The organism is Sphingopyxis sp. GW821-FHT10B01 (genome assembly GCF_059415685.1).
This window is the reverse complement of record NZ_JBWKNS010000003.1, coordinates 20,376-33,638: the sequence shown is the minus strand read 5'-3', so window position 1 is coordinate 33,638 and position 13,263 is coordinate 20,376. Positions and strand designations below refer to the sequence as shown.

The following is a 13,263-nucleotide window of genomic DNA, read 5'->3' as shown; positions in this document are numbered from 1 at the left end:
CGCGGCATCCGGTGCGCGCCCGCCGCCCATCGAAGAAAATTCTCCATTCTTGTTGCATTTATCCAAATTAGAAAATAATGTCCTGTACAGGTCAACAGCGAAGGGGCCGAATTCTGTTGCCGCAATAGCGCGGTGATCGTTCCTCCTTCCGATTTTGGTGAGAGACGTGAACATTCAAACATCCCTCGATACTGCCGCTGGCGCACTGCAATTGCCCCAGCCCTATCTGCTGTTTCTCGGTGACACGACCGAAGGCGGCTTTGCGAAGACGGCTTATGGTCTTCGCGACTGGGCGCCGGAAAAGTGCGTCGGCGAATATGCGCTGCCGGCCGCGACGGTCAGCACCGGGCTGCCGGCCCTGACGCCCGCCGATGCGGTTGCGAAAGGTGCGCGTTCGCTGCTGATCGGTGTTGCCAACAGCGGGGGCGTCATTCCTGCGAGCTGGGTTCCCGCACTGACCGAGGCGCTGGAGGCGGGGCTGGATATCGTCAGCGGGATGCATGTCCGGCTGTCGGATGTTCCGGGTCTCGCGGCGCTGGCAGAGCGGCTTGGCCGCCAGCTGATCGACGTTCGCGATCCGCCGCGCGGGCTGCTGGTCGGCACCGGGCGCAAGCGGCCGGGCAAGCGGCTTTTGACGGTCGGTACCGATTGCGCGCTGGGCAAGAAATATACCGCGCTGGCGATTTCGCGGGCCTTTGCCGATCGCGGGGTCGACGTCGATTTCCGGGCAAGCGGCCAGACCGGCATCATGATTGCGGGCGGCGGCATTCCGATGGACGCGGTGGTCTCCGATTTCGAAGCGGGTGCGGCGGAAGCGCTCAGTCCAGACGCCGATCCCGCGCACTGGGATGTGGTCGAAGGACAGGGCTCGCTTTTGCACCCCGCTTATGCTGCGGTGTCGCTGGGTCTGCTCCACGGCAGCCAGCCCGATGTGATTGTGGTGTGCCATCAGCCCGGACGCGAGCAAATGCTGGGGACTCCCGGCTATGCGGTGCCGAGCATCGAGGACACGATCGACCTCAACCTGCGGCTGGGCTCCCGGACCAACCCCGCGATCCGCTGCGCGGGCCTTTCGTTCAACACCTCGCATCTGGGGGAAGACGAGGCCAACGCGCTGATGGCGGCAGAAAGCCGCAGGTTGGGATTGCCGGTTGCCGACCCGATCCGCGGCGGCGAAGCCTTTGCCCGTCTGGTGGATAGCTGCCTCGCATGAGTGCAGCGGCCGCCCCGGCGACTGCGGCTGGATCCTCGTGGTTTCAGCGTTTCCTGTTGCCCGGTTTCGCCTTCAAGGCCGTCGTGATCGGTGGCGGCTACGCCACCGGACGCGAGCTTGCGGAATTCTTCCTGCCGAGCGGGCCATGGGGCGGATTGGCGGCGATGCTGCTGGCGATGCTGTTGTGGAGCATTATTTGCGCCACGACCTTCGCCTTTGCGCGGGCGATCGGCGCCTTCGACTATCGCAGCTTCTTCGAGAAGCTGCTCGGGCGCGGCTGGATCCTGTTCGAAATCAGTTACGTCCTGCTCGTGACGCTCGTTCTCGCGGTGTTCGGCGCCGCGGCGGGCGAGATCGGCGCGTCGATATTCGGCTGGCCGCCGCTCGCGGGAACCGCCTTCCTCGCAGCATCGATCGCATTGTTCGTGACCTTCGGCAACGCATCGGTCGAGGGCCTGTTCAAATATGTCTCCTTCCTGCTCTATGCTGTCTACGCGCTGTTCATGGTCTTTGCGCTGAGCAGTTTCGGTGACGCGATCTCGGCACGCTTTGCCATTCCGGCGCCGTCGGACGGCTGGATCCTCGGCGGGCTGACCTATACCGGATACAATGTCATCGGCGCCGTCGTGATCCTGCCGGTGATCCGCCATCTGACCAGCCAGCGCGATGCCGTGGTCGCAGGCTTGATCGCGGGGCCGCTCGCCATGGCCCCCGCCATCCTCTTCTTCGTCGCGATGATCGCCTTCTATCCCGGCATCATGAACGAGACGCTGCCGTCGGATTTCATGCTGCGGCAACTCGAGATGCCGCTGTTTCACCTGCTGTTCCAGTTCATGATCTTTGCGGCGTTGCTCGAAAGCGGCGCCGGGTCGGTGCACGCGATCAACGAGCGCGTCGATGCTGCGGGCCGGGCGCGGGGCCGCGCGCCGCTCGGCAAGCGGGCACGGGCCGGCATTGCGGCCGCGCTGCTTATCTGCTGCATGTTCCTTGCCGATCGCTTCGGCCTCGTGACGCTGATCGCCAGCGGTTACCGGATCCTCTCATACGCCTTTCTTGCCGTTTATGTCGTGCCGCTTCTGACCGTCGGGCTGTTCCGCCTGGTTCGCGGCCGCGCTCGCAACGGGGAACAAGATCTTCAGCACGCCGTTCAGGGGAACGCGAAATGACAAAAGTGACGGGTTGGGCGCGGGTTCGGCGCTGGACGAAGCGGATATTGCTGGGGCTTCTGGCGCTGCTGGTGTTGCTGATCGCGATCGGGTCGATCTACGAGGCGCTGGGACGCAAGAATGCGCGGGAAAAATATCCTCCCCCCGGAAAGCTGGTCGATATCGGCGGCCGCAAGATGCACATCGATTGCCGCGGCACCGGATCGCCGACGGTCATCCTGGAATCGGGGCTGGGCACTGGCGGGACGACCGACTGGACCTTGGTCCACGACGAGATTGCGGGGTTCACGCGTACCTGTGCCTATGACCGCGCCGGGATCATGTGGAGCGACGCCAAGGATACGCCGCAGGACGCCGCCGCGGTGGCCGAGGATCTGCACAAGCTGCTCAAGGGGGCGGGAATATCCGATCCGCTGGTGCTCGTCGGCCACTCGATCGGCGGCCCCTACACGCGGACCTATGTCGGCAAATATGGCGAGCAGGTCGCCGGGCTGGTGATGGTCGATCCGTCGCACCCCGACCAGATTGCGCGGCTCGGGAAAGTGGTGAGCATCGACGTTCATCCCAAGCGCGCGTCGACGCTGATCCACACGGCAAAAGCCTTGGCGTGGACCGGCATCGTCCGCTTCGTCATTGCACGCGGCGAAAAGCCGAAGCTCCGGACCCCGGCCGAAACCAAGAGGCTCGGCGACGCGCTGGTCAAATCGGCCGCCTATGCCAGCACGTCGATACGCGGTTCGGCCTCCGAACTCGACGGCTTCGACCGCACCATGGATCAGGCGCGCGCGGTTCACAGCTTCGGCAACCGGCCGCTGATCGTGCTGACCGCGATGGCGCCGATGACGCCCGAGCAACTGAAGGGATTGAGCATGAAGGCCGAAGATGGCGCGCGCTTCAAGCAGGAGTGGAAGACGCTCCACACCGAGCAGGCGGCCTTTTCGACCCGCGGGCGCCAGCAGATCGTGCCCGACGCGACCCATTATATCCAGGTCGATCGTCCCGAAGTCGTGATCGCCGCTGTGCATGAGGTCGTCGATACGGTGCGCGCCGATGCGCAGGCCGCCGCAAAGAAATGATAGCAAAAGTCGTCAGCCCCCGGCTGCCGACAGGGAGAAGAATGATGAAGCGGAAGATCCTTTTTGGTGCCTTGTCGATGCTGCCGATGCTGCTCGTCGCGAACACGCCGGCGCCCGAATATGACATTGTGATCCGCGGCGGGCGCGTCCTCGACGGCGCCGGCAGCCCGTGGGTCAGCGCCGATGTCGCGGTCAAGGATGGCCGGGTGGTCCGCATTGGCCGGGTTTTGGGCCATGGCACCAAGGAGATCGACGCCAAGGGCCGCTATGTCTCGCCCGGCTTCATCGACATGATGGATCAGTCGGGCCGCGTGTTGCTCAAAAATGGCGCGGCCGAGAACAAGCTGCTGATGGGGGTGACCACGGTCATCGCCGGCGAAGGCGGTCCGCCCGCGGAGGCGGCAGAGATTCCGGCGCACTTCAAGACGCTCGAACAGCAGGGCATCTCGGTCAATTACGGCACCTATTATTCGGCGACGCAGGCGCGCGTGAAGGTGATGGGCGACGGCGCCGGGCAGCCGACCGCCGCGCAGCTCGAGGCCATGGGCCGCGAGGTCAAGATCGCGATGGAGAATGGCGCGTTCGGCATCACCAGTGCGCTCATCTATCCGCCGAGCAGCTTCCAGACCACCTCGGACCTCGTGACGCTGGCGAAGGTCGCGGCGCAGTGCGACGGTTTTTACGCCACGCATATGCGCGACGAGAGCGAAGGCCTGGTCAAGGCGGTCGAGGAAGCGATCGAGATCGGCGAAAAGGGCGGCGTGAAGGTCGAGATCTTCCACCTCAAGGGCGCCTATGCGCCCGGCTGGGGCAAGCTGATGCCGCAGGCACTGGCGGCGGTCAACGCGGCGCGCGCGCGCGGGGTCGATGTCGCGGCAGATCTTTATCCCTATACCGCCGGCGGCACCGGTCTCGAGATCATCGCACCGAGCTGGGTGTGGGCCGACGGCGTCCAGAAGGGCATCGAACGGCTGCGCGATCCCAAGGTGCGCGAGCGGATGAAGAAGGAGGTCGCCGCGGGATCGATGCCCGGCTGGTCGAACCTCGTCCACGCCTCGGGCGGCTTCGCCAACGTCCGGCTCGCCAACGGGTTCAGCGAAAAATACAAGCCCTATCATGGCAAGAGCCTCGCCGAGATCGGCAAGGCGCTGAACCGCGATCCGGCCGATGTGGCGTGGGATATCCTGCTCGAAGGCCTGCCCAACCGCTCGGTCGCGCTCTATTTCATGATGAGCGAGCAGGACATCGAGACGGCGCTCAAACAGCCGTGGGTCAGCATCGGAAGCGATGCGGCCGCGTCGGAGAAAGCGGGCGAAATGGACGCCCTGGGGCTCCCGCACCCGCGCGCCTATGGCACCTTCCCGCGCATCATCGCCGAATATGTGAAACGCCGCCCGGTGCTGTCGCTCGAGGACGCGGTGCGCAAGATGACCGGCTGGCCCGCGCAGCGCATGGGGCTGACCGACCGCGGGTTGATCCGCGACGGGATGCGCGCCGATATCGTCGTGTTCGACCTCGACAAGCTCGACGATGTTGCGAGCTGGGAAAAGCCCACCGCGTCGCCGACGGGGATCGAAACGGTGATCGTCAACGGCGTCGTCACAATTGCGAACGGCAAGCACACCGGCGCCAAGGCCGGCGCCGTACTGCGTCATAGCTGCGGCGTTTAAGGCAAGGAAAACACGGAATATGATCCGGCCTGTTTCGATCTTCTGGGGCACGAGCCTTGCGCTCGCTGCCTCGGCCCCCGCCTTTGCCGCCGCTCCCTCGATTGCCACCCCGGCCGATCTCGGGACGGCGGTGTCGGCGCAGGTCGCCTGTGCGAGCATCTTTGTGGCGGGGCGTGCCGAGGCGGATGTGCTGCGCGACGATATCCATGGGTTCGCACCGTTCACGAAAACGATCGTGCTGGCGGTCGACCGCAAGGCGCGGACCGTTACCGCTTCGGCGCCGGGCGCCGCGACGCGCACGGCGCTGTACCGGCCCTTGGCCGGTTGCACGCTGCTGACCGGTGATGTTTCGACCGCTGCGCTCGACGCGCAGGCGGCACGGCTCAAGCCCACGCGGGGGAACGCAGCGAAGCCTTGGCCAATCGGCGACGCCCCGGTCCGCAAGCTTGAAGCCGCCGCCGAAGCGAAGCTCGACCGGGCCGCGCTCGACAAGGCGGTGACGGCGGCCTTCGATGAGCAGAATAAGGGCGGCTATCCCGACACGCGGGCGATCGTCGTGGTGCAGGGCGGGGCGATAGTCGCCGAACGCTATGCGCCCGGCTTCGACCGCAACACCGAACTGCTCGGCTGGTCGGCGTCCAAGAGCATCATGGGAACATTGGTCGGCATGCTGGTCGATGACGGCGTGATCAAACTCGACGAACCCGCGCCGGTTCCCGAGTGGCAGGGGGCGGGCGATCCGCGCGGCAAGATCACGCTGCGCCAGCTGCTGACGATGTCGAGCGGCCTCGCCTTCAGCGAAAGCTATGTCCCGGGCAATGACTCGATCAAGATGCTGTTCGGGGCCGGCGACATGGGCGCGCTCGCGGCGTCGCTGCCGCTGAAGGACGAGCCCGGCAAGAATTGGAGCTATTCGTCCGGCACGACCAACATCCTGTCGCGCATCGTGTTCCACGCGACCGGCGGGACGCTGGAGGGCATGACGCGCTTTGCGCAGAAGCGGCTGTTCGAGCCCACGGGCATGACCAGCGCGCTGATCGAACCCGACGAAGCGGGCGTGCAGGTCGGCAGCTCCTATGCCTATGCGACGGCGCGCGACTGGGCGCGCTACGGGCTGCTTCACCTCAACAAGGGCAAGGCGGGGGGCAAGCAATTGCTTTCCAAGGAATGGCTCGATTTTGCGGTTGCGCCGACCAAGGCCGCGCCGCGGCCGGTCTATGGCGCGCAGCTCTGGCTGAACCATGCCGAAGCCGAGGGCGAACGCCGGAAACTCTACCCGGACCTGCCTGAAGATACCGTGATGGCGCGGGGACATAGCTTCCAGATCGTGGCGGCGATCCCGTCGCAGGATGCGGTGATCGTCCGCCTCGGCTGGACACCCGAGGGCCAGGCATTCGACTGGAACAAATATCTGTCGCAGATCGCCAACGCGTTGGCACCTGCGGCAACCGCGCCCTGATCGCGGCTCATAAAGGACAGATTTTAATGACCAACAATATTCCTCTCTCGCTCGATCTCGCGGTCGAATCCTTTCCGCTGGCCAAGCCTTTCCGCATCTCGGGCCATGTCTTCACCGATGCACCCGTCGTCGTTGTCACGCTTTCGGACGGCGAACATGTCGGGCGCGGCGAGGCGTCGGGGGTCTATTATCTGAACGACGATGTTCCCGCGATGACGGCCGCGATCGAAAGCATTCGCGACGCGGTGACGGCCGGAGTGACGCGCGAGCAGTTGCAAGGCCTGCTCCCCGCCGGCGGCGGGCGCAATGCGATCGACGCCGCTTTGTGGGAGCTGGAGGCACGGCGCAGCGGTGTGTCCGTATGCGAACTGGCCGGGCTCGCCGAACCCCGCCCGCTTCGGACCACATTTACGCTTGGCGCCGACGATCCCGACGTGATGGCACAGGGCGCCCGCGATTATGCGCAGGCGCGCGCGCTCAAGCTCAAGCTCACCGGCGACCTCGACCTCGATATCGCGCGCGTGCAGGCGGTTCGCGCGGCGCGGCCCGAATGCTGGATCGGCGTCGACGCCAATCAGGGTCTCGCGATCGGTGACCTCGACGCGCTCGTCGCGGCGCTGGTTACAGCGGACGTCAAATTGCTCGAACAGCCGCTGGCGCGGGGACGCGAAGCCGATCTGACCGGTTACCAGTGCCCGATCCCGATTGCGGCGGACGAAAGCGTCCTGACGCTCGGCGATGTGGAAGGGCTCGTCGGCCGCTTCGACGTCGTGAACATCAAGCTCGACAAATGCGGCGGGCTGACCGAGGGGCTGGCAATCGCCAAACGCGCCCGCGAACTCGGCCTGGGCGTGATGGTCGGCAATATGGTCGGCTCCAGCCTCAGCATGGCGCCCGCGTTCGTGCTCGGACAGCTTTGCGACATCGTCGATCTCGACGGGCCGATCTTCCTCGCCGCCGATCGCACGCCGTCGATCGAATATGTCGATGGCAATGCATGGTGCGGAGAAGCGATCTGGGGCCGCGAAGTCGGCTGATAGCGGCAACGGGACAGGGGAGAGACAAGATGAAAAAGACGATATTCGCGGGCCTCGCGCTGGTGGCGCTGGTGCAGCCGGTTGCGGCGCAGGACAAATCGGCATCGACCGCCACCTATATCCACGCCGGCCGGCTGCTCGCCGATCCGGCAAGCGGCCGGGTGGAAACCAACAAGACGATCGTCGTCGAAGGCGGCAAGATCGCGGCCATTCGCGACGGTTTTGTCGGCGAGGGCCGGATTGTCGACCTGCGCGACCAGTTCGTGATGCCCGGCTTCATCGACAGCCATGTCCATCTGACCTTTGAATCGAGCCCGACGAGCCGGCTCGACGCGGTGACCAAGTCGACGGTCGATCAGGCGTTCGACGGCGTCGTCTTTGCCAAGCGCACGGTGCGCGCCGGGTTCACGACCGTCGTCGACCTCGGGTCCGATCCGCAAGCGATCAACGCGCTGCGCGATGCCACCGCGACGGGCAAGGTTATCGGGCCGCGGATCATCGCCGCAGGCGGCGTCGCCGCGCATGGCGGGCACGGCGACGTCCACGGCTATCGTCAGGAAATCATCGACCTGTTCCGCTCGCCGACTTTGTGTTCGGGCGCAGACGACTGCGCGCGCGCGGTGCGGCTGGCGGTGCAGCAGGGCGCCGACGTCATCAAGACCGCCTCGACGGGCGGCGTGATGTCGAACACTGCGGCCGGGCTCGGCCAGCAGATGAGCGATGCCGAACTGGTCGCGATCGTCGACACCGCGCACCGGCTGGGGCGCAAGGTTGCGGCGCACGCCCACGGCACCGACGGAGTCAACGCCGCGCTGCGCGCGGGCGTCGATTCGGTCGAACATGGTACCTATCTGGACGCGGAATCGATCCGGCTGTTCAAGGCGAAGGGCAGCTATCTGGTTCCGACCTTGCTGGCGGGCGACACCGTGGTGCGTCAGGCCGAAACCGCCGACTGGATGCCCGCGCCGGTTCGCGCCAAGGCGCGGACGGTCGGGCCGCTCATGGTCGACGCCTTGCGCCGCGCGCATCAGAGCGGCGTTCGCATCGCGTTCGGGACCGATAGCGCGGTGTCGGCGCACGGCGAAAATGCCCGCGAATTTGCGCTGATGGTCAAGGCGGGGCTGACCCCGCTCGAGACGATCAAGGCCGCCACCGTCTGGGGCGCCGCGCATACCGGCCTCGAAACGGAAATCGGCACGCTCGCCGCCGGCAAGTCGGCGGACATCGTGGCGGTAAAGGGCGATCCTTTGACCGATGTGCGCAGCCTCGAAACGATGGGCTTCGTCATGGCACGCGGCGTCGTGGTGCGGACGACAGGAGAATGAAGATGCGGTCGATCAAGCTGTTTGCGCTGTTGCCGTTGATCATGATGGTCGGGACGGCGGCGTCGAAGCCGGCCACGCCGCTGGCGCCGATCACGGCGCCCGCCCCGGCATCCGAGACGCAAAAATCCGCGTCGTCCGCGCCCGCCGTGTTCCCGACGTCGGCAAATCTGACGAAGCAGGACGTCGACAACTGGCTCGACGGCATGATGCCCTTCGCGCTGCGCAGAGGCGATCTCGCCGGTGCGGTGGTTGTCGTCGTCAAGGACGGGCAGGTGCTGACGCAGCGCGGTTTCGGCTATGCCGATGCCGCCAAGCGCACGCCGGTCGATCCCGCGCGCACGCTCTTCCGCCCCGGTTCGGTGTCGAAGCTGTTCACCTGGACCGCGGTGATGCAGCAGGTCGAGGCCGGAAAGATCGATCTCGACGCCGACGTCAATATCTACCTCGATTTCAAGATCCCGCTGAAGAATGGCAAGCCGGTCACGATGCGCCAGTTGATGACGCATACGTCGGGGTTCGAGGAACATGGCAAGCTGACCATGTTCGACGATCCGAAATTCCAGATTCCGCTGGGCGATCTGGTGAAAGGCGGCATTCCCAGCCGTATTTACGAAGCGGGCTCGACCCCGTCCTATTCGAACTATGGCACCGCGCTCGCGGGCTATATCGTCGAGCGTGTATCGAAAATGTCGTTCGACGATTATGTCGAACAGCGGATTTTCCAGCCGCTCGGCATGGCGCAGTCGACGTTCCGCCAGCCGCTGCCCAAGGCGTTTGCGCCGTGGATGGCGACGGGCTATCGCCAGCTTTCGACCGGGCCGTACAAGTTCGAAATCGTCGGTCCGTCGCCGGCGGGTGGCCTGTCGTCGACCGGCGCCGATATGGCGAAGTTCATGATCGCGCACCTCAATCAGGGCGCCGGTCTGATGAAGCCCGAAACCGCACGGATGATGCACGACACGCCGCTGACGATCCTGCCGCCGCTCAACCGGATGGAGCTCGGTTTCTTTGAAACCAACATCAACGGCCGTCAGGTGATTGGACATCTGGGCGACACGCAGGCCTTCCACACTGCGCTCCACCTGTTCACCAAAGAGAATATCGGCCTTTACATGTCGTTCAACGCGACGGGCGAGGCGGCTTCGGTCGGTCCCGTTCGCCGCGTGCTGTTCGAGGATTTTGCCGATCGCTATCTTCCGGGCAACGAAATGCCGGGCACCCGCGTCGACGCAAAGACCTCGGCCGAACACGCAAAAATGCTGGTCGGAAACTGGCTCAACAGCCGCCGCGCAGAGACGAATTTCTACGCGCTCGCCTCGCTCCTCAGTCAGGTGAAGATCAGCGTCAACGCCAAGGGCGAACTGATCCTTCCGGCCGGGCGCGACCTCAGCGGAAAGCCGGCGAAGTGGGTCGAGACCTCGCCCTTCGTCTGGCATAATGCCGACGGTCACGGCCGGCTCGCCGCGAAGGTGGTCGATGGCAAGGTCGTGCGCTGGAGCATCGACGGTATCTCGCCCTTCATGGTGTTCGATCGCGCACCGGCGTCGAAGTCCTCGGCATGGATCATCCCCGCGCTCTATGTCAGCCTCGGCGTCCTGTTGATTACCTTGCTCCAGTGGCCGGTTTCGGCGCTGATCCGCCGCCATTACAAGGCGCCGCTCACGCTCTCGCGCCGTTCGCTCCGCGTCTATCGCGGCGTCCGCGTCGCTGCCGGGCTGCTACTCGCGTTGATCGCGGCCTGGCTCGTCAGCCTCTCGACGCTGAAGGCGCTGCCTTCCTACGATCCGTGGCTGTGGTTCCTCCAGATCGCCGGATTGATCATCCTCGTTGGCGGAACGCTACTCGCGGCGTTGAACCTGCGCACCGCCGCTCAGGAAAAGCGCGGCTGGTTCCGGACACTCTGGGCGCTGCTTGTGCTGTTTGCCGTTCTCATGCCCTTCTATGTTGCATGGACCTTCGGCCTGATAGCGATGACGGTGAATTACTGATGTCGCGTCTGAAACTGGGCGTCTCGGTCGAGCCGCTCCGACTGGCCGCGCCGTTCCGGATCTCGGGCCATGTGTTCGACAGCCGGAACGCCGTCATCGTCACTCTCGACGACGGCGCCCATGTCGGGCGGGGCGAAGCGACCGGCGTCTATTATGTCGGCGACGACCTCGAACAGATGCTTGCGGCGCTGGCGAACGCCCGGGCCGCGATCGAGGCGCATCCCTCGCGCGAAGAGCTGCGATCGATCCTCCCTGCAGGCGGCGCACGCAATGCGGTCGACGCGGCCTTGTGGGAACTGGAATCGAAACGGGCGGGCAAGCCCGTCTGGGCGCTCGCCGGGCTCGATGCGCCGCGGCCGCTGCGCACGACCTTCACGGTCGGCGCCGACGAGCCCGCGAAGATGGCGGGCGATGCCAAAGCGTATCGCGACGCGAATTCGATCAAGGTCAAGCTCACCGGCGAACTCGATCTCGATATCGCGCGCGTCAAGGCGATCCGCGCGGCGCGGCCCGACGTGTGGCTGGGCGTCGATGCCAACCAGGGTTTTTCGATCGGCGATCTCGATGCGCTGGTCGCCGCGATGGTGGCCGCCGACGTGTCGCTGATCGAACAGCCCTTGGCGCGCGGGCGCGAGGCCGATCTCGACGGTTATGACGCGCCGATTCCGCTCGCTGCCGACCAAAGCGCGCTCACGCTCGGCGATGTTGCCGGGCTGAAGGGCCGCTTTGCCGTGTTTAATATCAAGCTCGACAAGTGTGGCGGGCTGACCGAAGGCCTGATGATCGCCGCCGCGGCGCGCGAAGCCGGGCTGGGCGTGATGGTCGGTTGCATGGTGTGCAGCAGCCTCGGCGCCGCACCGGGCTTTGTCGTCGGCCAGCTTTGCGATCTCGTCGATCTCGACGGACCAAGCTTCCTGAAACAGGACCGGACACCCGGCGTCGTGTATCGTGATGGCACGATCTGGTGCGACGAAGCGGTTTGGGGTGCGCGGGCGGTCGTCAACGCATGACGCAAGCGAGCGCGCCGACATGGTTCGGTCAGCCGCGCGGGCTGACCATATTGTTCCTGACCAATATGTGGGAGCAATTCTCCTACTACGGGATGCGCGCGCTGCTGGTCTATTACATGACCAAGGAGCTGCTGCTGACGCAGGGGCATAGCAGCTTCGTCTATGGCGCCTATACCGCCTGTGCCTATTTCACGCCCATCGTCGGCGGGGTGATCGCCGACCGCCTGCTCGGAAAGCGGCGCGCGGTCGTACTCGGCGCCACCATCATGGCGATCGGCCATTTCATGATGGCGTTCGAGCCGCTGTTTTATTTCGCGCTCGCGACCATCGCGATCGGCAACGGATTGTTCCTTCCCAGCCTGCCGAGCCAGATCAACGACCTGTACAAGGCCGGCGATCCGCGGCGCGGCTGGGCGTATAATGTCTATTATGTCGGCATCAACATCGGCGGTTTCCTCGCGCCGCTGATCTGCGGCACCTTGGGCGAGCTCTACGGCTGGCACTATGGCTTTGGCGCTGCCGGGATCGGCATGTTCGCCGGGCTCATCATCTATCTTTGCGGCCAGCGCTATCTGCCGCCCGAACCGCCGCGCGTGCCGACGGCGGACATGCCGCCGATGCGCTGGGCGGATCACAAGGGCACGTTCCTGGTGCTGCTGGCGGTCGCACTGTCGGTCACCGTGTTCCGCGGCGCTTATGAGCAGGTCGGCAATACGGTCGCGCTGTGGGCCGATACCGGCCTCGACCGCGGTCTTGGCGGTTTCACCATCCCGATGACCTGGTTCCAGTCGCTCAACCCGCTGCTCGTCATGCTGATGACGCCGCCGCTGCTCGCCTATTGGCATCGCCGCGCCGATGCCGGGAAAGATACGTCGCCGGCGCGCCGCATGGCGCTGGGCGCCTTGGTCGTCGCCGCCGCCTATATGCTGCTCGCCGCGGTCGAATGGGGCAGCGGCGATGCGAAAGCGCCCTGGCTGTGGTTTGTGATGTTCTTTGCGGTCTTCACCTTCGGCGAACTGCTGATCCTGCCGACGGGCCTTGGACTCTTTGCCCGGCTCGCGCCACCACGGCTCGGCGCGACGACGGTTGCGACGTGGTTTCTGGCAACCTTTGCGGGCAGCCTGTCGGCGGGTCTCGTCGGAATGCTGTGGAGCCATATGGATCAAGGCCCCTTCTTCGCGATGCTCGCCCTGATCGCGCTGGCCGCCGCCCTGTTGCTGCGCTCGCTCGACCGCGCGGTGCGGCGGGTCGATCCGACGTGGGGCGCTCGGGGCGACTGACGCGCGCGTCGATGAAGGCCGGCTCAAGTGCGATTGCGC

Annotated in this window: 10 protein-coding genes; all 10 read left to right on the top strand. The window is 65.4% G+C overall.

Translation table 11 applies throughout. The features are described from left to right. Positions 1-166: 166 nt before the first annotated feature. Genes AC07NV_RS09160 through AC07NV_RS09115 form a run of 10 tightly spaced genes read left to right on the top strand, consistent with a single transcriptional unit; the run spans position 167 to position 13,224 of the window. Complete coding sequence (locus tag AC07NV_RS09160; RefSeq protein WP_495166041.1) at positions 167-1,213, top strand: N-acetyltransferase DgcN family protein; 1,047 nt, start codon at positions 167-169, stop codon at positions 1,211-1,213. Continuing rightward, positions 1,210-2,379 (top strand): YkvI family membrane protein, encoded by a 1,170-nt coding sequence (locus AC07NV_RS09155; protein WP_495166040.1) that lies wholly within the window; start codon positions 1,210-1,212, stop codon positions 2,377-2,379. Before AC07NV_RS09160 ends, AC07NV_RS09155 begins: the two co-directional genes overlap by 4 nt. Further along, positions 2,376-3,455, top strand: a complete 1,080-nt coding sequence (locus AC07NV_RS09150) for an alpha/beta fold hydrolase (protein WP_495166039.1) — start codon at positions 2,376-2,378, stop codon at positions 3,453-3,455. Before AC07NV_RS09155 ends, AC07NV_RS09150 begins: the two co-directional genes overlap by 4 nt. A 41-nt stretch (positions 3,456-3,496) precedes the next feature. Beyond that, positions 3,497-5,125, top strand: a complete 1,629-nt coding sequence (locus tag AC07NV_RS09145; protein ID WP_495166038.1) for an N-acyl-D-amino-acid deacylase family protein — start codon at positions 3,497-3,499, stop codon at positions 5,123-5,125. 19 nt (positions 5,126-5,144) lie between these two features. Beyond that, the gene (locus tag AC07NV_RS09140; protein ID WP_495166037.1) at positions 5,145-6,584 is read left to right on the top strand and encodes a serine hydrolase domain-containing protein; all 1,440 of its coding nucleotides are present in this window, start codon (positions 5,145-5,147) and stop codon (positions 6,582-6,584) included. 26 nt (positions 6,585-6,610) lie between these two features. After that, the gene (locus AC07NV_RS09135) at positions 6,611-7,621 is read left to right on the top strand and encodes a dipeptide epimerase (RefSeq protein WP_495166036.1); all 1,011 of its coding nucleotides are present in this window, start codon (positions 6,611-6,613) and stop codon (positions 7,619-7,621) included. 29 nt (positions 7,622-7,650) lie between these two features. After that, positions 7,651-8,946 (top strand): amidohydrolase family protein, encoded by a 1,296-nt coding sequence (locus tag AC07NV_RS09130; RefSeq protein ID WP_495166035.1) that lies wholly within the window; start codon positions 7,651-7,653, stop codon positions 8,944-8,946. 2 nt (positions 8,947-8,948) lie between these two features. Continuing rightward, positions 8,949-10,934 carry a serine hydrolase domain-containing protein gene (locus tag AC07NV_RS09125; RefSeq protein WP_495166034.1) on the top strand — a complete coding sequence of 662 codons (1,986 nt, stop codon included), beginning with the start codon at positions 8,949-8,951 and terminating at the stop codon, positions 10,932-10,934. Beyond that, positions 10,934-11,944, top strand: coding sequence for a dipeptide epimerase (locus tag AC07NV_RS09120; protein WP_495166033.1), 1,011 nt, complete (start codon positions 10,934-10,936; stop codon positions 11,942-11,944). The genes AC07NV_RS09125 and AC07NV_RS09120 overlap by 1 nt, the downstream gene beginning before the upstream one ends. Further along, entirely contained in the window at positions 11,941-13,224 is a 1,284-nt protein-coding gene (locus tag AC07NV_RS09115; protein WP_495166032.1) for a peptide MFS transporter, read from the top strand. Before AC07NV_RS09120 ends, AC07NV_RS09115 begins: the two co-directional genes overlap by 4 nt. Positions 13,225-13,263: the final 39 nt, after the last annotated feature.